Consider the following 23974-nt stretch of genomic DNA (forward strand, 5'->3'; position numbering starts at 1 on the left):
AACTAGCATAACTGATGCATGATAGGCGTGCTTTCCGGAATAATATGCTGCTATTAAACTATTTGGACTGCAAGCAAGTGCATCAGGATGTCCTCAGTAATAATAGCTGATCGAAATTAATTTTAAATGTAAAACATAGACATATTAATTTTATTTATAGCAATAATTATTGGATTAATTTTATGGTTGAATAAAAAGAAAAAAGGATCTAAATCAGTTTATAGACAAAAGGGGTTCTATCTAAATTTTGAAACAAAGCTGATTGGAGCGAGTGTCTTGAGGCAATGTTCAAACCCCCTTTAGTCTGACTTAGAGTTAGTTTTTTTTAAAAAAAACTTATATCAATGGATTTTTGTGAATTCGTTAAAAAAAGGGCGGGAAGAAAAATAGATAATTTTTCTTCCCGCCTTTTTTATGAAAAGCACGAAAATTTTTAAAAAGCCTAATGAGATCATATTATATGAAGAAACTAAGAAGCACATAGAAAAACAAACGATATTCTATTAAAAATTCTGTAAACTTAAAACAAACATTATAACGTTATATTGATTAGTTCAGTTAAATATGATAATCTATTTTTGTAAAGAGAAATGAAATGAATTCTTATTCAGTGTAACCGTATACAAAGTACTTGCAATCGGTAGGAAGTATCGAAAAGGATGAGGGAAATGACAGATACGTTAGTTCTGAAGAATGTAAAGATGTTAGAGGGGAATGCAGCGGATATCATACTGGAAAAAGGGATGATTAAAGAAATCGCACTTCCCGGAACTGCAACAGGCAATAAGATAATAGATTATAATCAAAAAGTTTATGTTTCGAGCGGATGGATTGATATGCATGTACATGCTTTCCCGGAATTCGATCCTTATGGTGATGAGGTTGATGAGATTGGATATAAAACTGGTGTAACAACGGTCATCGATGCGGGAAGCACGGGGGCAGATAGGATATCTGATCTGGTTATCAGTTGTGAAAATTCCAAAACGAATGTTTTCGCCTTTCTGAATATTTCGCGGATAGGTTTGAAAAGGATTGATGAGTTATCGGATATTTCATGGCTGGACGAAGGGGAATTAAGGAAGGCAATTTCCAAGTACGGGGAGTTTATCGTTGGACTTAAAGCGAGAATAAGTAAAAGTGTGGTTGGTCCAAATGGTGTCGAGCCATTAAAAATCGCTAGGAAGTTTTCGGCTGAAACTGGTTTACCATTAATGGTTCATATCGGTTCAGGGCCGCCTGATATTAAGGAAGTCCTTGGTTTACTTGAGGAAAAGGACATTATTACACATTTCTTAAATGGTAAAGCGAATAATTTATTTGATGTAAGAGAAGAGCCACTGCCTGAGTTAAGTAAGGCGATTGAACGTGGTGTTCATTTGGATGTAGGTCATGGAACGGCAAGCTTTTCTTTTAAAACTGCCGAAATGGCAAAAAAGCGGGGGATCCGTTTCAATACGATCAGTACGGATATATATCGTAAAAACAGGGAGAATGGGCCAGTTTTTAATATGGCAAATGTGCTTACAAAATTTTTGTACCTCGGTTATCCATTAAAAGAAGTAATAGATGCCGTTACGGTCAATGCAGCAGCTTGGTTGCATAAACCAGAGCTTGGCAGGATTTCAACTGGGGATATTGCGAACTTGACCTTATTCTCGATCGAGAATGGGCCGACTCTTTTAGTTGATTCCGAAGGTGAAAAAAGGATGGCAGAAAAAAGAGTTGCTGTAAAAGGAGTGGTTATAAATGGAGAATTCATTGAACGCTAAATACGGTTTGAAAAGAGTCATCAATGCAAGCGGAAGAATGAGCATATTGGGGGTTTCTGCCCCAACTGACACAGTGATGGACGCGATGAAAAAAGGTGGGCAAAATTATGTTGAAATTTCTGATTTAGTCGATAAGTCAGGCCAGCATATAGCGAATTTGCTTCATTCCGAAGCAGCGGTCGTCGTAAACTCAGCATCAAGTGGAATTGCGCTTTCCGTAGCGGCGATCGTGACTGAAGGAAACAGAAGGAAAAGTGAAAGGCTTCATCAAGATCCCATTCAAAAGAATGAAATCATCATGCTGAAAGGCCATAACGTTCAGTATGGTGCACCAGTTGAAACCATGATTTACCTTGGTGGAGGAAATTTGGTGGAAGTTGGGTATGCAAATGAAGGGAAGGCAGAGCATATTGCTGATGCCATAAATGAAAATACTGCCGCCATTTTATATGTGAAATCGCATCATGCTGTTCAGAAAAATATGATATCGGTCGAAGAAGCGTGGGAAGTGGCCAAAATGAATAATATCCCTCTGATTGTCGATGCAGCAGCTGAGGAGGATTTGGAAAAATATATACAATTCTCCGACTTGGCGATCTATAGTGGATCAAAAGCCATCGAAGGACCCACATCAGGTATCGTTGCTGGCAGAAAAAAATATATCGAATGGGTAAAGGTTCAACTGCACTGTATCGGAAGGAGCATGAAGGTTGGAAAGGAAACTACCTTTGGGCTGCTTCAGGCATTGGATGAGTATTTTGACAAGACAGATAATAGCGAAAAAGAAAAGGCTAGTTTACAAGTTCTCACATCACTTGACTCCATTGATGGCGTAAAAGTAACGATAGTACAGGATGAAGCCGGCCGTGCCATTTATAGAGCCCGCATTTCCATTGATCCTTTGATAACGGAAATAACGGCGAAAGAAGTGAACGAGCAGCTCAAAAATGGGGATATTGCCATTTATACACGTGATTATGGGATTCGGCAAGGCTTTTTCGATATAGATCCGCGTCCATTGCAAGGTGATGATATACATGTCATTGAAGCACAATTAAGAACAATATTAGGAGGAAAACAAGGATGACAAACATAAACAAACGGTTATTGAATGATCGTGTAGCCTTAAATGTACTTGCAAATAGTGTAGAAAATGCAGCGGAAGTCTTTGAAGCAGCGGAAGGCCATGTATTGGTGGGTGTACTCTCAAAGGATTATCCAACTGTGGAAGCTGGTGTTACAGCAATGAAAGAATACGGAGAAGCCATTGATGAGGCCGTTTCAATAGGATTGGGCGCGGGCGATAATAGACAGGCAGCAGTTGTCGCAGAAATAGCAAAATACTATCCAGGTAGTCATATTAACCAGGTTTTTCCGGCTGTTGGTGCCACCAGGGCCAATTTAGGTGAGAAGGATAGCTGGATAAATTCACTTGTTTCTCCAACTGGGAAAGTCGGTTATGTGAATATCTCCACTGGTCCAGTAAGTGCAGGTGCAAGTGAAACTGCCATTGTGCCTATAAAAGCTGCCATTGCGCTTGTTCGTGATATGGGAGGAAATGCATTAAAATACTTTCCGATGAAAGGCCTGAAGCATGAAGCTGAATATCGTGCTGTGGCAAAAGCTTGTGGTGAAGAGGGATTTGCTTTGGAACCAACAGGTGGAATCGATTTAAATAATTTCGAGACCATTTTAGAAATTGCATTAGAAGCAAAAGTGCCTAAAGTCATTCCCCATGTATATTCTTCTATCATCGATGAAGAGACTGGTAAAACGAATGATGAGGATGTACGGAAATTATTGGACATAACAAAAAAATTGGTTGAAAAATATGCCTGAAAGGATTGTGGCATTCGGGGAAGTTATGATGCGTTTGCAGGTACCAGGGTATGAATTACTATCACAGGCTAACACTCTGCAATACTCCTTTTCAGGCACGGGAGTAAACGTAGCTTCTGCGATGACAAAGCTTGGACATGATGGGTATGTTGTGACCAAGTTACCGGATAACCCCCTCGGGGATTCAGCGATCTCAGCTTTGCAGCGCTTAGGAATTGGAAGGGGCTACATCTCCAGAGGCGGCAAATACATGGGGATGTACTTTTTGGAAAATGGATTTGGACAGCGGGCGAGCCGTGTCACATATTCCAATCGACTGGAAAGCAGTTTTAATACAGCCACCTTATCCGATTATGATATGGATATGATTTCGGAAAGTACGGATATTATCCATTTTTGCGGAATCACGCTTGCAATGGCGGAAAATGTACGGGAAAGTATGAAGGCGCTGGCTGGAAAAGTCAAAGAAAAAGGCGGTACAGTCTGTTTCGATTGCAATTACCGTCCCTCTTTATGGGAGGGAGGTTATTCTGACGCAAAGCCTCATTATGAAGAAATGCTTTCTTTGGCTGATATCGTCATGATGAATGAGAAAGACGCCCTATATATTTTAGGAATGAAGTCAGAAGGCTCCACAAGGGAAGAGCAGCTTATTGAGTTGATCCCTGAAGTGGCCAAGAAATTCAATATTCAATCGATAGCAGGGACACATCGTTCAATCAACAGTGATAATAGCCATACACTGAGGGGGTATATATACAAAGAAGAGACATTTTACTTTTCCGATATCCTATCATTTTCCGTATATGATAGAATAGGTTCAGGCGATGCTTACACAAGCGGAATCCTGCATGGCGAATTGCTAGGATATTCCCCTGAAAAGACAGTTCGGTTTGCGGCTGTATCAGGAATGCTGGCATGTACTGTCGTTGGAGATACTCCTTTGGCAACCGAAAAGGAGATACTCTCGGCAATGGAAGGTAAAATGGAAGATATTAAGAGATAAAGGCAGGAGATTAGGAATGAATGTGAACAGAAAAAATGGACCGATGTATTTACAGATAAAAGAAATATTAAAGGATCGTATTTTACATGGGGTTTATGCCATCGACACAAACATTCCCTCTGAGCCTCTTTTGGAAGAAGAATTTAACGTAAGTAAGGTCACTGTCCGTAATGCAATCAAAGAACTCGTTCAAGAGGGGTATGTTGAAAAGAAAAGCGGCAAAGGCACTAGAGTCATAGCTAATGGTTCGATTGTCAAACTTTCCAAAGGAAAGCGTTTCACAGAGCTTTTGGTGGAGGAAGGGCACTCCATTTTAAAAAAGGTGTTAAACATAAGTCATGTTGACCTTTCTTCAGACTCTAAGCTGCATTCTTTATTTGGTGACCATTGCTTAAGTATTGAACGGATATATTTATTGGACAATGAGCCTTATATTTACTTTACACATTATGTTTCACTGGATTTAAACCAAGAAGAAATAGAAGAGGTCCAGATCAATTCTTTGTACCGCTTTTTGGAAGATCAAAACGTCAAACTTGAAATTTTCAGAGATGAGTTTGCCGTTGCTATCGCTCCGGATCACATTTGCGAAACACTGAAAATCGAAAACAATAGTCCAGTACTAAAGAGGATTCGGATTTCCAGTGATGGGGACGGAAATGTTATGGAATACAGTGAAGGATATTACAACACGGTTAAACAGAACTACATTGTGACATATAACGAGCCGGTACAATAATCCTATTTATTGTATTGGTTGGTTTGATTGTAAGCGATTTCTTGGGAATGGGGAGAACATATGGATCTATATTTATTAGGAATCACGCTGATAGCAATCGTAATAGTTATTTTGGGGGTATCATGGTGGAAATGGCATGCATTCATTAGCTTGACTGTAGCCAGTTTATTTTTAGCGGTTTTTTCCGGACTGCCAATGGACAAGATTGTTGGGGCTTATGAAACGGGTGTCGGAGCGGTCCTTGGTCACCTTATTGGAATATTGGCATTGGGTACCATCTTAGGAAAGATGATGTCCGACTCTGGAGCTGGTATGCAGGTTGCTGACTTTTTCATTAATAAATTCGGTGTGAAAAAACTGCCATGGGCCATGCTCTTATCTGGTTTCATCATTGGCATTCCGGTATTTTTCGAGGTTGGTTTAGTAATATTGCTTCCTTTGGTCATTTCCATTCGGAAATCTACCAAAGTGAACATCTTGTTAATTGGTATTCCAGTACTTGCTGGCTTATCGATCGTACATGGGCTGGTACCTCCACATCCTGGAGCCATGACAGCTATTGGAATCTATAATGCTAACATGGGACAAGTACTTCTGTACTCATTGATCATTGCATTCCCGACTGCTGTTATTGCGGGACCACTATTCGCAAAATGGATTCATAAACGGGTTATTCCTGTCGGAGAACCGGAATTGATCCGGGTGGAAACAAAGACAAGTGGATTACCAGGCACTGGAGTTTCGTTCTTCATCATCCTATTGCCGGTATTGTTGATGGTTTTAACTTTAGTGGCGCCTTATCTGCCGATACCGGGTTCCATTGAAAAAATCTTATTGTTTATCGGAAGTCCAGTGATCGCCCTATTAATCTCCTGTTTTGCAGCTTACTATTTCTTGGGCTACAGACAGGGAATGGACAAATCGCTAATTAAAAAGTTGACGGAAGAATGCTTATTGCCATTAGCTTCCATAATCCTTATTATCGGTGCTGGCGGAGGCTTCAAACAAATTTTAATTGATAGTGGCGTAGGGACTGCAATCGCTTCCATGTCTGAGGAAATTTCTTTGTCCCCAATCGTTCTTGCATTCCTTGTGGCCGGATTAATCCGGGTTGCCACAGGTTCTGCAACCGTCGCTTTGACCACGGCGGCAGGGATCGTTTCACCGGTCGTTGCCAATATGACGGGTGTTAATCTAGAATTGCTCGTTATTGCCACGGGAGCAGGCTCACTTATGTTTTCCCATGTTAACGACGCCGGTTTCTGGTTAGTAAAAGAATACATGGGATTAACCGTTAAAGAAACTTTCAAAACATGGACAGTGATGGAAACATTACTTTCCTTCGTGGCATTCGGTTTGGTTTTAATTTTCGATATATTCATATAATTAAAGAAAATTTTTGCAAAACCTGATTATGTAGCATTTACCTCCGTGAACTGTCTTGTTGTGACAAATCACGGAGGCTTTTATTTAGTTATGAACATACTGGGGAGGAAGAAAAGGACCGGCTGTACTCTTAAAGATAGGTCGTTGCAGAAAAAATAGTAATAAAATTCATTCAAAATCGTAGTTATTTTTACTATTGACAAGGGTGTAGTTTCATCCGGGTGACGTTTGTTTGGCTCCTCGAAGATATAAGTCCTGACAGAGACTTTTATATTGCAAGATTGACAGCTTGCCGTTTACATATTCATTCTGAATATAATCCAATAATTCATTGGCATGGTTAGGCTTTTGACGTTTTTCCTGAATATAATGGAGAATTAAAACTTCTATATTCACACACTCACCTTACTTGACAAGTATTTTTTTCCATTAACAATATAACATGGGTATTCAAAAAAATATCATTTTTTGAATATTTTAACTATCGACATATTTATACAAATAAAGGATTGATTCGGAATAAGCGGTGGAAAATTTTATCGGGAAATGCAAAAAGAACGATATTGTACCGACTTGATTTTAGGCACAAAAAAGCCCTTGATAATTCAAGGGTTTTTTTGTTGATTTAGGTCATAAAACTGATTTTGCAACGACTTCATGCTTGTATCTTTTGTACAGGTAAAGGTGATAAGCGCAGTTCTGCGGATTCTCTCTTAATGGAGAATAAATAAGCTGCCAAGCCTAAGAAGGCTGTAAAAATCAGCATGGCGATCGATGAACTGAAGTCCCCGCCGGACAAGTCACGAAGCCATCCCATGATATAGCTCGAAAAGCCGCCCATGATATTCGTGAATCCAATTAGACCAGCGGCTCGTCCTGCTGTTTCAGGTGTTGAGTATTTTACCATGAGCATATTACTTAGATGGAACACACCGCCTTGACATCCCATTGCCAGTCCCATACATAGTCCGGCCAAAATAGGATTCGGGATGAAGACAGCTACCGTCAAAAAGACAGCCGTCAATGAAAATAGAATCGTGGCCATCAAACTTGGACGTCTGGTTTTGTCAGCCAGAAAACCGCATGCCAAGACAAATCCTAGAGCGAATAGCCAGGAAAGAGAAGTAATGCTCGACATTCCTTCCTTTTCGAATCCTTTTGCTTCAATGAGGTATGTAGGAAGCCAAATGCTGATTCCGAAAAATAAGAAGGAGCATACGAGCATGCCGAACCAAACGATCCAGAAACGATAATCTTGTGCGAAACTCTTCTTGTTCTCGGAGGGGGCGGTTTCTTTCATTTCATCATCCGTTTGGCGAATGAAAGCCAATTCCTCCTTACTTATACGGGGATGCTCTTCTGGTGTATTCCTCGTCATAAAGATGAACATCGGGATATTTATAAATAAGTTGAAAGCTGCAAGCATAAAGAAAGCTGCTTGCCAGTGGAGTAAAGATATCACGAGCACCAAAACTACGGCTCCCATTGCCGGTCCTAAATAGTTTCCGGTGAGCCAAGATGCCTGGGCCCTACCCAATTCGCGTTTATGAAACCAGTTAGAAATGAGCTTTCCGGAAACCGGAATCATCATCCCTTCACCAAAACCAAGAATTATCCTGCTAATTAAAAATATTTCATATGAATTTGCCAGGCCTGACATAATCATCGTGAGTGTCCAAACGAATAAACCGGCGATGGCTGTTTTTCGTGCACCTAATTTATCAATGATGAAGCCCCAAAAAAGATTTGAAACTCCATAAGCAATGGTGAATACAAAAGATAGAAGACCGATCTTTGCATTTTTGTCATCGCCTGTCATACCTAGTGCATGCAAGAATTCTGGATCTGTTTGAATGATGGAAATGCCAACCTTATCAATTTGTCCGAAAAACCAAAAGAAAAAAATTGGAACGGCAATATACAACCATCTTTTTTGCCCATTTAACATAATACCATCTCCTTATCGCTCTTTAGCATTCCGCAAAATACTTATATTTGAGAATAAGTGTTTTACGGTTTTCCTTTAGAAAGGTACTAGTTTTGATTATTCATTTAAGAGCTAAATCCCGCCTTTCTTTATAATTTTGATAGAAAAAAAGGAATAGTGTGTTTTGTAAGGAAAACAAAGTTTTACTTTCTTAACGATAAATTAAAATAATTTGATTGTCAATTTAATATTTTGACAATTTTCTATTTTTAGAATAAATAATCTTATAAGCGCTTTCAGTCCAAAGGCGAACTCTGTTTCATCCTATTGAGTAGGAACTCCATCAAGCAAGTACTTAAAATGGAAGTAATCTAATACTTTGTGTCCAAAAAACAAATTATTATCAAATTATTAAAAATTCTGACTTGTTGATATTGAATTTAAAATCAGGAAAATCTATAATTCATTTATATTGTTTTATATATGAAATACTTAATATGGAAAATTTTGTTGGCAAAGAATATCGATGTATTAAAATTTATTTGTTTTTACTTTTATAATTGGTTATATTTGGTTGTGTAACAAAGAGCTGGTCTTTCGATACGTCAATTACGCTGAGCATTCCAAATAGTTTTATATATGTAAATATGCTTTAATTGACACATATACACTATTCTATTTATACATGAAGAGTAAAGGATTGTAAGGTAGAAATGGTTGCCAATTAGAGTACTGCCTGATTCATTATCAGGAATTGCAATTGTTATCCTGCAGTGTTGGGAAACACGGTGACACCAGCTCGGGTATCGCTCTTGGCTTTTACTAGCCGTTTTCCGGAAGTGGTGAAAGCGTTGATTATATCTGATGTGACTCGTTGGACAGCTGTTGTTAACATGAAGGAAAGTAAACGGAAACTTCTGATTTGATTACAATCCATCGAAATGTGATCGGATGAACTTGCAAAGCAGAGGGCAGTGCACTCCTGACGCCAAATGTTATGGCTAGTTAGGGAAGCACAAGTGCTCACGTCAGGATACTGGTCATTTTCCTTCTCTATATCAAATTTAAAACAAATGGACATCCTATCTTCAATATCTGTCCCGACAGTGTCTTGTGTAGTGACTGAATCAGGTCAGACCTGATAGTGAGTCAAGCATATTTTAAAAATTGATTCCTAATTCCGGGTTTTCCATTATACACGGGAAGATAGGCCATTTAAGTTGCAGCAGGATCCAGGGGTGTTAAGGAAGCTAAAGAAAACAGGCAACAATTGAAGTATGCATCAAAACATTCACCAAATGAACGATCAGAAAAAAATGTACATATACTGCAAGTTCTTCTTTCTAGGTATGAAGAAAGCTTGGGTTATAGTCAGGAGAAAATGAGATTTATTCACAACGGGGGGAATACTCAAATGGCAAGCGAAGAAAAAGAGAAAGAGAAATATAGTGCTAATTCATTGGTTAGGGGCTTGGAAATCATTAAGCTCTTTAATGAAGTACAGCCGAGCTTGTCTCTTTCAGAAATAGCAAAACAACTCGGAGTAAGCAGAACAGTACCATATCGTTTATTATTCACATTACAAAATATTGGTTACTTGTCTCAGGATGAACATACCAAACGTTATAGTTTAACTCCTAAAGTTCTTGAATTGGGATTCAGCTACTTGAATAGCTTGAAATTCCAGGAAATTGTCCAACCTTATATGGAGACCTTACGTGATGAAATCGGAGCCTCCTGCCATTTGTCCATTTTGGATGGACAGGAAGTTGTTTATGTTGGAAGTGCCCCGATCAGAGGTGTATCCGCTGTCAATGTGAACATAGGTTTGCGGCTGCCGGCACATGCTTTGGCCAACGGAAAATTACTTTTGGCATATCAACCGAAAGAAATGCTAATGCAAATGTTCAAAATCTCAAACCTAACTCCTTATACAGACAAAACACTAACTGCCCCTGGGGAATTTCAAAAACAGCTGGAATCGATTCGGCAAAATGGTTATTCGATGACAAGCGGAGAATTCCACCCTGGCATCCGTTCCGTTGCCGCCCCGATTTTTGACAGGACTGGGAAAGTATTGGCTGCCTTGAATGTCGTGGCAACAGAATCTGCTTACCAGGAGGATTTCATCGATAAAATTGCCTTGCCGAAACTGTTGGAAGTTTCTCGGCAGTTATCCGGTTATATGGGATATAGCGGGGGAAAGCCTTATCAACACGAAGATGTCTGAACGATATAAAATCGATTAATAAGTGAATAACCTCTTTCGAAAGTGTGGATCTCCCAATAGGGAATCCACACTTTTTTGTGTTAAGAAAAGCAAATCGTTACAAGTTTATCCCATAGTGGTGAGCGTTCTGTTTATAAAAATAGTTTTAAATATTCTAAAAACTCATTGACAATGAAGCGGTTTCATTTTAGACTTAATTCATAGACAAAACAATGTTTTGCTTATGAAACATATTGGGGTTTAGAAACAACAAATAAGGGAGGAATTTTAAAATGACAAAAGAAGCTTTCTCAGTGAAGGATTTTGAAAAAAAATATGTTGCCCGATTGAAAGACCGTACTCTTGATTGGAATGTCTTGAAGTTCCAAGAAGAAATTGATCCCGCTTATAGACGTGCACAGATGAGATATATCGGACGTGGTGCCACTGCCAATAACGATACGAATGTAATTGCAGGTGAACATTTCACTTTAAGTACAATGGTGCTTCCTCCGGGATGTATCGGTCCTTTGCATCTTCACGACGATGTTGAAGAAGTGTTTTTCATTCTTGAGGGTGAAGTCACGGCACTAATTCAAGAGGACAGCTACAGTGAAGTGCATGAAATTAAATTAAGTGCGAGAGACTGCATCAGCAGCCCACCTGGGGTTTATCGCGGAATTAGGAATGACGGGGATGTAGAGGCACGCATGCTCGTGATGCTAGGGGCAGTGAAGCCTAATTTACCGACTTATCCTGAAGGCAGTGAACTGGAAGAACTGCGTAAACAACGCTCTAAAGAAAGAGAAGCCATCATTAAAGACTGATCATTTAGCCGAAAAGGGCACCTGCATTATGAAAATTAATGAGGCGCCCTTTTCGATTAGATTGTTAAATAATGGCCAATGCAAATTATCTAAAGGTAAATCCAAATTATGGGAGGTATAAAAATGCTTGGGATTACTCATTTACGACATATAAGCATGATAACTCCGAATTTCGACGATCAAGCAGAGTTTTATGAAAAGGTTTGGGGACTTGATAGAGTGGATGTTCCGGGAGAGGAGAATACTGTTTATTTCCGCGGTGCTGGACCGGAACATCATATTTTAAGCCTTCACAAGGGAGAAAAACGAGGATTGCACCATATAGCTTTTGGAATGGTCGATAAAAATGCTGTGGATCGTGCAGCGGGGATTCTACAATCGAAGGGCGTTCGAATTATTGAACCACCTGGATATTTGGATGAAGCAGGTGCAGGTTATGGCCTGCGGTTTATTGATCCGGAAAATCGCGTGATTGAGCTCTCGGCTTGGGTGGAAGTGCAAACGTCTATTTGGAGCAAGAAAAATGTCGATCCAGTGAAACTGAATCATGTTGTAATGAACACGAAGAACTTAGATATGATCGTTGAGTTTTATACGGACGTACTCGGTTTTAAAGTTACTGATTGGAGTGAGCACCAAATGTCATTCCTGCGGTGCAACAGGAAGCATCACTCCATTGCCTTCAATCAAGATGAGCATGCGTCAGTCAATCATATCGCATACGAAGTCGATTCCGTGGATGAACTGATGCGAGGAATAAGCAATGTCCGAAAAGCGGGCTTGTCAGAACTTTGGGGACCTGGACGTCATGGGCCTGGAGACAATATTTTCTGTTATTTTCAAGACCCAGGCGGTTTTGTTATGGAGTATACATGTTATCTGGAAACGATCGAAGATGAATCTGAGTGGAGAGCACGTGTATGGAAACGGGTTCCGCATTTAATGGATCAGTGGGGGATTGCAGGGCCGCCGAAACCTGAAGCCCGCAAAGCAATGGGAGGAGATCCCGATCCAGGATGGGTTGATTCTCATATAGATGGTTCTGTCATGGCGGAAAAATGAGGAGGATTTTGATTTCCTCCCATGATTCTTGCGCGTAGTTAGCTTCTTGTAGATTAAAGGACAGCATTTGAGGAAAATGGCTTTGAAAAGGAGTGAAGAGAGTGGATTTAGGATTGCAAGGAAAAGTGGCTGTCATTATGGGCGGCACGTCGGGCGTGGGATTAAAAACAGCAGAAATGTTTTTAGCTGAAGGAGCGAAAGTGGCTATTTGCGGCAGAAGCGCTGAGCGTATGGAAAGTGCACAAAGTCAATTACTCTCATTTGGTGAAAAGGCAGATATTTTTGCATCAACATGTGATGTCACCTCAAAATCGGATGTGGATTCTTTCATTAATGGTACCGCTGAGAGGTTTGGCGGAATCGATATATTGGTGAATGCAGCCGGTCAAAGCGTGATGGGTCACTTTTTTGACATAACGGATGAGCAGTGGGAAGAACAGATTCAGTTAAAGTTCTTTGCCATCATATATGCAGTTCGTGCTTCGCATCCTCATTTAGTGAAAAGGGGAGGAGGGCGGATTATTAATATTAATGCGACGCTTGCTAAAGAACCTGAACGTCATATGGTAGCGACTGCAGCAGCAAGGGCTGGCCTCCTTAATTTAAGCAAAACCTTGTCCCAGGAATTGGCCTTTGACAATATATTGGTCAATTCAGTGAGTCTTGGATTGATCCGGACTGATCAATGGGAGCGAAGAAGATTGAAAAATGCGCCTGATATGGACCCTGAAGAGTATTACGGGGACCTTGCGAAAAAACGGAATATCCCCCTCGGCCGCGTAGGCGAAGCGGAAGAAGTGGCCAGTGTCATTGTTTTCCTTGCTTCAGACAAAGCAAGTTATGTAGCGGGTTCGACGATTGAGACGGCAGGAGCGATTGGAAAGGCACTATAAATATATTACTAAAAAAGGTAGGATAACGCGATGAAAATAAAAGAAGAAATAGAGTTTACGACCGCCGATTCCATCGTAAAGGAGCTTGTTCAAGCAGGAGTGGAAGCAGCTTTCGGGATTGTCAGCATTCACAATATGCCCATCTATGATGCAATTCTTAGAGAAGGGAGCATCAAACTTATATGTTCACGCGGTGAGAGCGGTGCCGTAAACATGGCTGATGGATATGCCCGCGCCACTGGGAAATTGGGTGTAGTGATTACCAGTACTGGAACAGGGGCAGGAAATGCTGCTGGTTCCTTGGTGGAAGCTTGGGCAGCTGGTGTTCCCCTTCTTCACCTTACAGGTGAGGTGGCTTCTTCTTATCTTGGTACAGGCAAAGGATACATACATGAGTGTAAAGACCAGCTTTCAATGATGAGCGGGGCTTGTAAAAATGCAGTGAGGCTTAGAAACCCTGATCAAACCGCAGCAGTAGTTAGGAAGGCAATCGAAGAAGCGTTAACTGCACCAACGGGCCCGGTTACATTGGAAATTCCCATCGACTATCAATCGGCGATCATAGAAGATCTTTCACTCGAAGGGCTACGAGCTTCAACATCTGAAACAAATCCATTGCCATTCATTCCTGAACAAGCTGTGCAAAAAATAGTGGGGGCACGCCGTCCTGTGATATGGGCCGGTGGTGGAGTCATCAGTGCCAATGCTTCGCAAGAGCTGCAAAAATTAGCGGAAATCCTTGGTGCAGCGGTTATAACCAGTCAGTCAGGAAAAGGTTCGATTCCAGAAAACCATGAACAATGCATAGGACATTTTGCGGCATATGAAACAACTAAAGAGTTTTTAAGAAATGCAGATTTATTGATTAGCGTAGGTGTTAGGTTTAGGGGGAATGAAACATCCAACTGGAAAGTACCGGTGCCACAAGAACATATAGCGATCGATGCGGATTGGCAGGCCATTAACCGGAACTATAAAGCCACGTTAGGATTAGTTGGCGATGCAAAAGATATGCTTGCTGCCGTCATTGAAAAGCTTGAAGAACATTCAGTTCATGCGGAGCCATCTTATTTACAAGAAGTTCTTTCGCTTAGAAATGAAGTACGTGCCCAACTCAGGGAAACGCTTGGACCTTATGAGCAATTTGTGGATGGCATGAGGGATATATTACCAGACGATACTATTCTAGTCCGTGATGTAACCGTTCAGGCAAACGTTTGGGGCAGCCGTTTATTTGAAATCTATGAACCGAGAACATCCATTCATGCATCAGGGGGAGGAATTGGTCAAGGTCTTCCAACAGCAATCGGTGCCCAAATGGGTTGTCAAGATAAAACCGTCGTTCTTATGGCTGGAGATGGTGGGTTCATGGTTAACGTCGGGGAAATGGTTACGGCAGCCGAAGAAAACTTACCAGTTATTATCGTATTATTCGATGACTCAGGCTATGGGGTTCTTCGCAATATTCAAACAGCCGCATATGGCCGGCAGGTAGCCGTGGATTTATTGAGCCCTGATTTTGTGAAACTGGCTGAGTCCATGCATTTTGAAGCGGTGCGTATTGGTTCTGGAGATGAATTCATATCCGAACTGAAAAAGGCTAAGGAAAGACGTAAACCTTCAATGATCGTTGTTGATATGGAAGCTGTGGGGCCAATGGCCAAGCCATTTGGCGGACCGCCAGGAGCTGCAGAAGCATTCAAGCCAAAAAAACTATAAGGAGGATTGAGAATGATTTCGACATACCCATTTGTTTCAGGAAAATATCTAGTTAATGGAGAATGGAGAGAATTACCGGAAAAAGTCGATGTAGTGAATCCGGCAAATACATCGGAAGTAGTTGGCCAGGTGGCAAAATGCTCTGAAGAAATCGTGAATGACGCAATTGAAGCGGCGGAAAATGCTTTTGATACGTGGTCCCGCTCTGATATCGGGGAACGGGCAACCCGTATGAATACTGCGGCAGAAGAGCTTTCAAAAGTTATCGAGGAAAATGTTACAGTGTTTGTACGTGAAAATGGCAAAACACTTGTTGAAGCTAAAAAGGATTTATTGCGCTGTGTTGAAGTCATGAAGGGCTGTGCAGCAGAGTTACTTGATTGGTGGAAGCCTGAAGTCCTCCCAGGAAAACAAAAAGTCCAAATCCGAAGAAGGGCAAGAGGTGTCACGGCAATAATCACACCATGGAATTCTCCGATGATATTAACCTTTAAAAGGGTCATACCTGCTGTTTTGGCAGGCAATGCCGTTGTCGTAAAACCTGCAACGAATTGTCCCTTAACGATCATGACCTGTTTAAAAGTAGTTGCCGAACATTTCCCTCCAGGAGTCATCAATATAGTCTCAGGATCTGGAAAAGCAATCGGCGACACACTATGTACCGATTCACGCGTACGGACATTGGCGTTTGTCGGAAGTACGGAAACCGGGAAAGATATCATGCAGAAATCATCTGGAAATCTGCAAAAAGTATATATGGAACTTGGCGGCAATGATCCTGCCATCATTTTGGAAGATGCCAATATGGATGAAGCGGCTATCAAACGTTTGAGGATGGGGATTTTACGAGCTGCGGGTCAGGTCTGTTCTGCTGTAAAAAGAGTGTATGTCCAAGAATCACGTTATGATGAAGTTGTGGAGAAGCTGACCAAAGAGTTTAGCCGGATGGTAATCGGTGATGGCATTCAGCCTGATGTAACTATGGGTCCATTGAATAATAAAGCACAATATGACTTTGTGAATAGCTTGATCGAACGTACCGCTAAGTCAGGAGGAAATATAATCACAACCGGCATCCAGCTGAATCCGGAAACTTGGGATAAAGGTTATTATATGCTTCCTTCCATTATTACTGGCGTCAATCAGCAGAGCGAATTGGTTCGAGTGGAACAATTCGGGCCCATCATTCCAATTTTACCTTTCAAAGATATTGATGAAGCTGTAAAATTAGCGAATGATAGTGAGTTTGCGCTGCGTGCATCTGTTTGGACCGAGAATGAAGATATCGCTGTCGAAATGGCAGATCGTCTTGAAGCTGGTGCTGTTTTCCATAATAATCATACCGTTTTCAGCGACTTGGCCCTGGATTTCCCTGGCTTAAAAGAAAGCGGTGTTTCTCGGGAAACAAGACATTGCGGGTTGGAATTCTTTGCGGACTCATACGGGTTTGCTGATTGAGGAAGGATGAAACTACATGAAGTTAGGTTTAATAGGGTGCGGTAATATCGGAAAATTTCTGCTTCAGGCCATTAATAACGACGGGCATCTTCCAGGTGGGAGAATCGTTGCGATTTATGCCCGCCGTGAAGAAATTGCCTCACAACTAGCAGAAGAATTCAGGACACAGTCATATGGTGATGTCGACGAACTTCTTGAATCCGATGTAGATTTAGTCATAGAGGCTGCAACGATAGAAGCAGCTGAAGAGTATGCATTGAAAGTGCTTAAAAGCGGGAAGGATCTCTTGCTAAGCAGCATTGGCGTTATGGCGAATTCTGCCTTTGAAGAACAATCAAACCAGATTTGTAAATTGAATAACGTGAATATTCTCCTTCCGTCTGGTGCGATTGGAGGTCTCGATTTACTTAAATCGGCAAAAGCGGTGAATGGCCTTGAATCTGTTTGCATCACCACAAGAAAACCGCCAAACGCATTGCCCGTAGGGTCTTCAGTGACAGAAGAAACGTTATTATTTGAAGGATCTGCTGCGGAAGCGATAAAACAGTTTCCGAGAAACATTAATGTTGCGATTGTGCTGTCTATGGCTGGTCTTGGATCAGAAAAGACGAAAGTGAAAATCATTGCCGATCCAAATGTGTTAAAAAACAATCACCTGATAGAAGCGTCAGGTTCGTTCGGGAAACTGAAACTGGAAGTGGAAAATGATCCGATGCCTAATAATCCGAAAACGAGTTATCTAGCGGCATTAAGTGTTTTGGCGACTCTGCAAAATAAGGAAAAGAGCGTTCAAATCGGGTAATGCATTATGATGTAAAGCTTGGAAGGGAGAGAAAAAGTATGCTTAAAACTGAAAAATCCTTAGAAGAAATGTCGAAACAGCAAGTTGTTAACTATTTGAACGAAACGGTTAAACCAGAGGAAGGCGTTATACCTGCATACCTCCTTGGAGACCCGAAAGTTTATGATATAGAACATGAAAAAGTGTTTTTGAAAACATGGGTTTTTATCGGTCATGAATCTGAAGTACCGAACAAAGGAGACTTCATGACCCGTGAACTTGCTGGCTACTCGCTCATCATAACTCGTGATGCTGAAGGGGAAATCAGGGCGTTTTATAATATGTGCACCCATCGCGGAATGAAACTATGCCGTGCAGATAAAGGGAACAAGTCATTATTTACGTGCCCTTACCATGGGTTTAATTTTAAAAACACTGGTGAGCTCGTAGGAGTGCCATTACAAAAGGACATATATGGGGGGAACCTTGACCGCTCGGAAATGGGACTCCACAAAGTGAAGCTTGAATCCTATAAAGGTCTTTTATTTGGAACTTGGAATGAAGATGCAGAGCCACTTGAAGAGTTTCTTGGAGACATTAAATGGTATTTGGATATCCTTGTAGGACGTGCAGAAATGGAAGTGATCGGGGTTCCGCAAAGATTCGTTGTTAATTCCAACTGGAAAGTTGGTTCCGATAACTTTGTTGGTGATTCCTATCATACGATGGTCACACACGGATCCATTGCAAAACTGGGCATGGTGCCCAATGCTACCTATTCAAAGCGCGGTTTTCAAATCCATACGGATAACGGGCATGGACTAAACTTAGGGACACCTAATCCTGACTTCGCTTTCCCGGAAGAATTGAAAGATGAATTTAAAACTAATTTGTCTGAAGAACAATATGGAGTGTTATCAAACTTAAAGAATATGATTGGGAATGTCTTCCCTAACTTATCATTTTTAATATCCCATACAAAAATCAAAGACCAATTCATCTCCAACACTTCAATAAGGATGTGGCGGCCAATCGGTCACAATAAAATGGAAGTGATCGCTTGGATGCTCGTGGAAAAGAACGCCTCCCAAGATTGGAAAGATAGATCAAGAGATTCATTTATCTTGACTTTTAGTCCATCCGGTATTTTTGAACAGGATGATACGGAAGTTTTTACGGATATTACTGAAGCAGCCCAAGGCCCAATGCCTTTCCTAAAGAATCTAACCTACAATTATACAATGGGTCTTCATCGTGAACCAGTTGATTTTATAGGACCTGGTGTTGCATACGATGATAAATTCACTGAAGCGAGCCAGAGGAATTTTTACAAATACTGGCTTGAGTTGATGACGAAATGATAAGTGGGAGGGGGGAACGGAAATGAATGTGGAGAAAATGTTGCTCAAATGTGAATTTGAACAGTGGCTGTATGATGAAGCTCAATTATTGGATGATATTGAATTTGATGATTGGTTCGATTTAATGCACTCGAGCTTACGCTATCAAATGCCTGTACGTGTTAATAAAGAAGGGGTGGAACGCCCGGATTATTCAACGGAAATGTTTACATTTAATGATGATATTGAGCTGCTGAAACTGCGAGTGGATCGTTTGAAAACGGATTATGCATGGGCGGAAATACCGCCATCAAGAACACGGCGTTTTGTCTCAAATGTACGCGTTAAAGACTATGTTGAAGGTGAAAAGGCAGTCGTCAAGAGCTATCTGCTTATCTATCGGAGCCGCAGCACGGATATTCAGCATGATTTGATTTCAGGGGAACGAAATGATGAATTCATTTTCGAAGAAGGTAAATGGAAACTTTCAAAACGGATATTCATTGTTGATCAATCAACGATAAATACCAGAAATCTTGCTATCTTCGTATAATATTGACTTGAATAAAAAGAGATAACAAGGAGGCTGGTTACAATGGCAATGGCGTTAAAGGATAAAGTAGTGTTGATTACTGGAGGCAATTCAGGTATAGGAGAGGCTGTCACTAGACGTTTTATACAAGAAGGGGCAAAAGTCAGCATTATCGGACGCTCGATAGAAACGTTAAATAAAATGAAAGAGGAATTTGGTGAAGAAATCCTCATTAACCAAGGTGATGTAAGTAAATATGAAGACAATGAGAGGGCTGTTCAGGCCACTGTCAAGCAATTTGGAAAGCTGGATGTTTTCGTTGCCAATGCAGGAGTCTTTGATGGATTTGCAAAATTTGCCGACGTAACGCCAGATGCACTTTCAGAAGCATTTGATTTTCTGATCGATATTAACGTTAAAGGATCTTTCTTTGGTGCTAAAGCCGCTCTTAAAGAACTGCAAAAATCGAATGGCAATATTATTTTCACCGTATCCGGTGCTAGTTTCTATCCGGATGGCGGCGGGGTTTGGTACACAGCAAGCAAGCATGCCCAAATAGGGCTGATGCGCCAACTTGCTTTTGAACTTGCTCCTGACATAAGGGTGAATGCTGTAGCGCCTGGTGGCACTCTGACAGCATTATCGGTCATTCCTCCCCTACGTCCATTCGTTAAAATCGTGGATAATGAAACGAAGGCCAATAGCATTAAAAAAAGAAACCCTCTTCAGCTTGCACAGATGCCCGAAGATCATGTAGCTGCTTATGTCCTGTTAGCATCTGACGCTGCTCGTGCCATCACCGGCGAAGTCATCTCCAGTGATGGAGGATTGTCAGTTCGCGGATTAGGTTGAGTTCATAACAAAATAAACTACCGGAAGAAGGTTTATAGGTATGGCTGAATCACTATTGGGCAATAGGATTATTAATCAACTCGCATTTGTTGTAAATGATATTGATGCTGTTAATCTAGCTTTCACAAGATTGCTGGGCATTAAGAAGGCAGAACCGTTTCTAACTGGTGACAGTTCTGTTTCGAAAGTCACCTTTAGAGGTGTACCAACGGAATCACAATCCAAACTGGCTTTTCTGAATACACCAACCGTCCAATTTGAACTAATAGAACCCGATAAAAATCCAGGAACGATGCGTGAGTTCCTGGATGAAGTGGGTGAAGGGATTCACCATATTGCTTTTGATGTAGACTCTATCCAAAAAAGGCTGCCAATCATGGAGAAAAGTGGATACCCAGCTTTGCAAACGGGAGAATTCACTTCAAGTGACGGCCGATATGTATATGTGGATACACTAAATGATCACAAAACGTTAATTGAAATGCTTGAAAGTTCGGAGCCGAGAGAAACGGAATGGGAAAGACCAGAAGATGCTAGCGTTCAGCCGCTATTAGGGACTAACAAAGTGGAACAGATTGCGTTAGTTGTAAAAGACCTCGATGCGGCTGCAGAAGCATATTGTAAGTTGTTGGGGATTGAAAAACCTCAAATCATCCATTCTGGTTCAACCGATATTACAAACGTGATTTACAAAGGGAAGCCCACTGAAGGTAAGTCAAAATATATGTTCATCGATACGCCGTTAATTCAAATTGAATTAATCGAGCCGGGTGAATCACCCAGTACGTGGAAAGACCATCTTGAAACATATGGTGAGGGTGTTCACCATATCTCTTTTGTCGTTAAAGACATGGAGGCTAAAATGAAGACGTTAGAAGAAATGGGCTATCCTGTCATACAGACAGGTAACTTTTTTAACGGAAAAGGCCGATATGCCTATATTGATACAACATCGACCTATAAAGTCATTATTGAATTGCTAGAACGTTTTGATGAGTAAACAGGTAACAATGATCATCAAAAGGTGTTCGGATGAATTGTCTGGGTAAATGGAACTTACATAATTAGGAATAAGAACCCCAGCGGTCATTCAATCGAAAACCTGGCTATTTTCCTACCTGATCAGCTGATTAACTAACTAGAAGCGAAACCGTAAAAAGCATACAAGGCAATGGTCGGGAAGGGGACTTCAACCATGGCCTTGTACAGTGAATGAAAGTGAAAAATTTAACAACAAATGGGGAAATGAAAAATAATTCATAATATTAATATTATTAAAAAACACAAAAAGGAACCCATTTATTAAATTTTATTGTGATACAAGCTTTATGTAATCTAGGTAATATCATTTGGATATGGATCGTATTGACCTTTATTGCTTTTTCTGCATCTTTGTCACGAATGGCATGGATTACCTGTAAGTGCTCGTTGTTTCGTTCCTCATACCAAGATTTATCAACCATTGTAACATCTTCATTACGGGCGGATAAAAAGGAAATTCGAAAAGAAAGCCATAATGAATCCGTAGTCCTTTGGAGAAAGTTATTTCTCGAGTAAGAATATAATAAGCGGTGAAATTCAATGTTCGCACGGCTTGCCGCTATTCGTTCATTACTATTAATTGCCTGTTGCAGTTTATCCGTTGCCCATTCCAGTTTTTTAAATTCCTCTTCCGTAATTCCTTCACAAGCTTTTTATATCGAATAGTTTTCGAGCATTTTCCTGATTTCCAATTCCTGCTGTAAAAGTTCAATATCCACATTTGATATGACCATCCCTATACCAGGTTTCACCTGAAGCAAATTTTCCTGTTCCAATTCCTCAAAGCTTCACGAACCGGTGTACGGCTTCAATTGAATTGCTGGGCGATATCATCTTCCGTTAAACGGTCCCCAGGCAATATCCCTTCAATGATCGCATTTTTGATAACAAAAAATATTGCTCCCTTAAGGGCTAAGAAGAATAATGTTCTATTTGATCTGTAATAAATGATAGTGATTGGTTTCCATGGTGCTCCTTTCTAAAATCCAATTATATACAAGTGTATTTATTTTATCTTAAACCGATTGAAGTCATTTCAATGCTTCATACTTTTGATTATTTATACAATTCAATGGAATGGATGAAACTATTATTACTAAAGACGCTCACAAGGCTATCTGTCCATATTGGCAGGGGATAAAATCAGGGAAGTCCCCATCTATGCTGAACTGGGGAACTGCCTGATACTTTTGGGGAAACAAGGGTGTCATAGAGTAAGAGGAAGCTCATAGTTGTTTTATTATCATCGGTTGATATGGGTCACATTGCCGTGATGAATGATGTATATGGGGATTCTTTTTACAGATTACCATGCAAGAAGTGAGATTCATGTTGCTCGATTACATAAAGATGCTATGATTGAAATCGAAGCTTATACTAAAGAAAAGAATACATCAGATTGATATTTTCTTTAATATACTACATAGAGGATACAGGAGGAGTTTTAAAATGAATTTAGCACAATTTCCTAGAAAGAGATATACACCGACATATACACCAATTGAGAAATTAGGTCATTTTTCTGATGTTCTTGGTGGACCATCCATTTACGTTAAACGTGATGATATGCTTGGTTTGACGGCTGGGGGAAATAAAACAAGAAAACTGGAATTCCTTGTTGCCGATGCATTGGAAAAAGGCGCGGATACGTTGATTACATGTGGAGGCATTCAGTCAAATCATTGCCGCTTGACACTGGCTGCTGCGGTTAAAGAGAAAATGAAATGCATCCTTGTGTTGGAAGAGGGACTTTCAAAAAATTCAGAGCCGGATTTTAACGGTAACTATTTTCTCTATCATTTATTGGGGGCAGACCAAATTATAGTTGTACCTAATGGAGCGGACTTAATGCAAGAAATGCAGAAAGTGGCTAAAGAGGTAACAGGGAAAGGACACCGACCTTACATCATTCCGGTTGGTGGATCCAACGTCATTGGTGCAACCGGATATGTTGCATGCGCTCAGGAGATCTTGGCACAGTCCTTTGAGCAAGGGATTAATTTGAAAGCAGTAATTTGTGTAAGCGGCAGTGGGGGAATGCATGCTGGCTTGGTGGCAGGATTTCATGGCAATCAAAGTGGAGTATCAGTAATTGGAATAAACGTAAGCAGAGGAAAAGCGGAACAAGAAGAGAAAGTTTTTCAGCTTGTTAAAGAAACTTTAACACATATCGGCATTCCAAATTCAATTCCTCGTGAAGCTGTTACGTGTCTTGATGAGTATGTCGGGCCGGGTTATGCTTTGCCTACACCTGAAATGGTGGAAGCAGTCAAACTCATGGCAAGAACAGAAGGGATATTGCTGGATCCGGTATATACGGGTAAAGCGGCAGCGGGACTCATTGATTTAATAAAAAAAGGCACATTTAAGCCTGAGGATAACATCTTATTTGTTCACTCTGGTGGTGCTTCATCTTTATATGCCAATACTTCTCTATTTAATTGAAGTACTTATCATGCAGGCGGCCTAATCCCACTTTTTTCAATAAAGAGGCATGGTTATTAAGCGAAAAACATATCTCTAACGCATTGGTAGCGGAATTGACAATTGTCCATGGACAAAAGAGGATTCTACAATTGTAGAATCCTCTT

22 protein-coding genes are annotated in these 23974 nt (G+C 40.7%); 18 read left to right on the plus strand and 4 right to left on the minus strand.

The features are described 5' to 3' along the window. Positions 1–668: 668 nt before the first annotated feature. Genes ACWF5P_RS18030 through ACWF5P_RS18055 form a run of 6 tightly spaced genes read left to right on the plus strand, consistent with a single transcriptional unit; the run spans position 669 to position 6742 of the window. Positions 669–1772, plus strand: coding sequence for an amidohydrolase/deacetylase family metallohydrolase (locus ACWF5P_RS18030; RefSeq protein ID WP_452445130.1), 1104 nt, complete (start codon positions 669–671; stop codon positions 1770–1772). Further along, entirely contained in the window at positions 1750–2859 is a 1110-nt protein-coding gene (locus ACWF5P_RS18035; RefSeq protein ID WP_452445131.1) for a DgaE family pyridoxal phosphate-dependent ammonia lyase, read from the plus strand. Before ACWF5P_RS18030 ends, ACWF5P_RS18035 begins: the two co-directional genes overlap by 23 nt. Then, positions 2856–3611 carry a 2-dehydro-3-deoxy-phosphogluconate aldolase gene (gene dagF / locus ACWF5P_RS18040; protein ID WP_452445132.1) on the plus strand — a complete coding sequence of 252 codons (756 nt, stop codon included), beginning with the start codon at positions 2856–2858 and terminating at the stop codon, positions 3609–3611. Before ACWF5P_RS18035 ends, dagF begins: the two co-directional genes overlap by 4 nt. After that, on the plus strand, positions 3604–4617 hold the full coding sequence (locus ACWF5P_RS18045) for a sugar kinase (RefSeq protein ID WP_452445133.1): 1014 nt from the start codon (positions 3604–3606) through the stop codon (positions 4615–4617). The genes dagF and ACWF5P_RS18045 overlap by 8 nt, the downstream gene beginning before the upstream one ends. A gap of 16 nt (positions 4618–4633) precedes the next feature. Then, positions 4634–5356, plus strand: a complete 723-nt coding sequence (locus tag ACWF5P_RS18050; protein WP_452445134.1) for a GntR family transcriptional regulator — start codon at positions 4634–4636, stop codon at positions 5354–5356. 60 nt (positions 5357–5416) lie between these two features. Further along, positions 5417–6742: a GntT/GntP/DsdX family permease gene (locus tag ACWF5P_RS18055; RefSeq protein WP_101221928.1), complete on the plus strand. Its 1326-nt coding sequence runs from the start codon at positions 5417–5419 to the stop codon at positions 6740–6742. Between the two features lie 213 nt (positions 6743–6955). On the opposite strand, the gene yppF is transcribed toward ACWF5P_RS18055, so the two are convergent. Continuing rightward, entirely contained in the window at positions 6956–7138 is a 183-nt protein-coding gene (yppF, locus tag ACWF5P_RS18060; RefSeq protein ID WP_101221929.1) for a YppF family protein, read from the minus strand. 259 nt (positions 7139–7397) lie between these two features. After that, positions 7398–8690: an MFS transporter gene (locus ACWF5P_RS18065; RefSeq protein WP_452445135.1), complete on the minus strand. Its 1293-nt coding sequence runs from the start codon at positions 8688–8690 to the stop codon at positions 7398–7400. Positions 8691–10083: 1393 nt separating this feature from the next. Here ACWF5P_RS18065 and ACWF5P_RS18070 point away from each other — a divergent pair. The 11 genes from ACWF5P_RS18070 to ACWF5P_RS18120 all read left to right on the plus strand — a co-directional run bounded on the left by ACWF5P_RS18070 (position 10084) and on the right by ACWF5P_RS18120 (position 21342). Then, entirely contained in the window at positions 10084–10899 is an 816-nt protein-coding gene (locus tag ACWF5P_RS18070; protein ID WP_452445136.1) for an IclR family transcriptional regulator, read from the plus strand. Positions 10900–11171: 272 nt separating this feature from the next. Beyond that, positions 11172–11705, plus strand: coding sequence for a cupin domain-containing protein (locus ACWF5P_RS18075; RefSeq protein ID WP_260357540.1), 534 nt, complete (start codon positions 11172–11174; stop codon positions 11703–11705). A 123-nt stretch (positions 11706–11828) separates the two neighbouring features. Continuing rightward, complete coding sequence (locus ACWF5P_RS18080; RefSeq protein ID WP_434169474.1) at positions 11829–12767, plus strand: VOC family protein; 939 nt, start codon at positions 11829–11831, stop codon at positions 12765–12767. A 101-nt stretch (positions 12768–12868) separates the two neighbouring features. Then, complete coding sequence (locus ACWF5P_RS18085) at positions 12869–13660, plus strand: SDR family oxidoreductase (RefSeq protein ID WP_101221933.1); 792 nt, start codon at positions 12869–12871, stop codon at positions 13658–13660. 30 nt (positions 13661–13690) lie between these two features. Continuing rightward, the gene (locus ACWF5P_RS18090) at positions 13691–15379 is read left to right on the plus strand and encodes a thiamine pyrophosphate-binding protein (RefSeq protein WP_434169475.1); all 1689 of its coding nucleotides are present in this window, start codon (positions 13691–13693) and stop codon (positions 15377–15379) included. A gap of 12 nt (positions 15380–15391) precedes the next feature. Next, entirely contained in the window at positions 15392–16837 is a 1446-nt protein-coding gene (locus ACWF5P_RS18095; RefSeq protein ID WP_101221935.1) for an aldehyde dehydrogenase family protein, read from the plus strand. 16 nt (positions 16838–16853) lie between these two features. Then, a complete protein-coding gene (nadX, locus tag ACWF5P_RS18100) occupies positions 16854–17639 on the plus strand; it encodes an aspartate dehydrogenase (RefSeq protein ID WP_452445137.1) in 786 nt (261 codons plus the stop codon). 38 nt (positions 17640–17677) lie between these two features. Next, positions 17678–18979, plus strand: coding sequence for an aromatic ring-hydroxylating oxygenase subunit alpha (locus tag ACWF5P_RS18105; RefSeq protein ID WP_230176371.1), 1302 nt, complete (start codon positions 17678–17680; stop codon positions 18977–18979). A gap of 22 nt (positions 18980–19001) precedes the next feature. Then, the gene (locus tag ACWF5P_RS18110; protein ID WP_076371322.1) at positions 19002–19511 is read left to right on the plus strand and encodes an aromatic-ring-hydroxylating dioxygenase subunit beta; all 510 of its coding nucleotides are present in this window, start codon (positions 19002–19004) and stop codon (positions 19509–19511) included. Positions 19512–19553: 42 nt separating this feature from the next. Beyond that, positions 19554–20342, plus strand: coding sequence for an SDR family NAD(P)-dependent oxidoreductase (locus ACWF5P_RS18115; protein WP_230176370.1), 789 nt, complete (start codon positions 19554–19556; stop codon positions 20340–20342). Between the two features lie 40 nt (positions 20343–20382). Then, a complete protein-coding gene (locus tag ACWF5P_RS18120) occupies positions 20383–21342 on the plus strand; it encodes a VOC family protein (RefSeq protein WP_434169477.1) in 960 nt (319 codons plus the stop codon). 274 nt (positions 21343–21616) lie between these two features. On the opposite strand, the gene ACWF5P_RS18125 is transcribed toward ACWF5P_RS18120, so the two are convergent. After that, positions 21617–22021: an FCD domain-containing protein gene (locus ACWF5P_RS18125; protein WP_363320583.1), complete on the minus strand. Its 405-nt coding sequence runs from the start codon at positions 22019–22021 to the stop codon at positions 21617–21619. A 15-nt stretch (positions 22022–22036) separates the two neighbouring features. After that, positions 22037–22159, minus strand: coding sequence for a hypothetical protein (locus ACWF5P_RS18130; RefSeq protein WP_434169478.1), 123 nt, complete (start codon positions 22157–22159; stop codon positions 22037–22039). Positions 22160–22832: 673 nt separating this feature from the next. On the opposite strand from ACWF5P_RS18130, the gene ACWF5P_RS18135 reads away from it, so the two are divergent. Beyond that, complete coding sequence (locus tag ACWF5P_RS18135) at positions 22833–23828, plus strand: D-cysteate sulfo-lyase (protein WP_434169479.1); 996 nt, start codon at positions 22833–22835, stop codon at positions 23826–23828. The last annotated feature ends 146 nt before the right edge of the window (positions 23829–23974 follow it).

It is taken from the genome of Peribacillus sp. NPDC055009 (assembly GCF_053608705.1).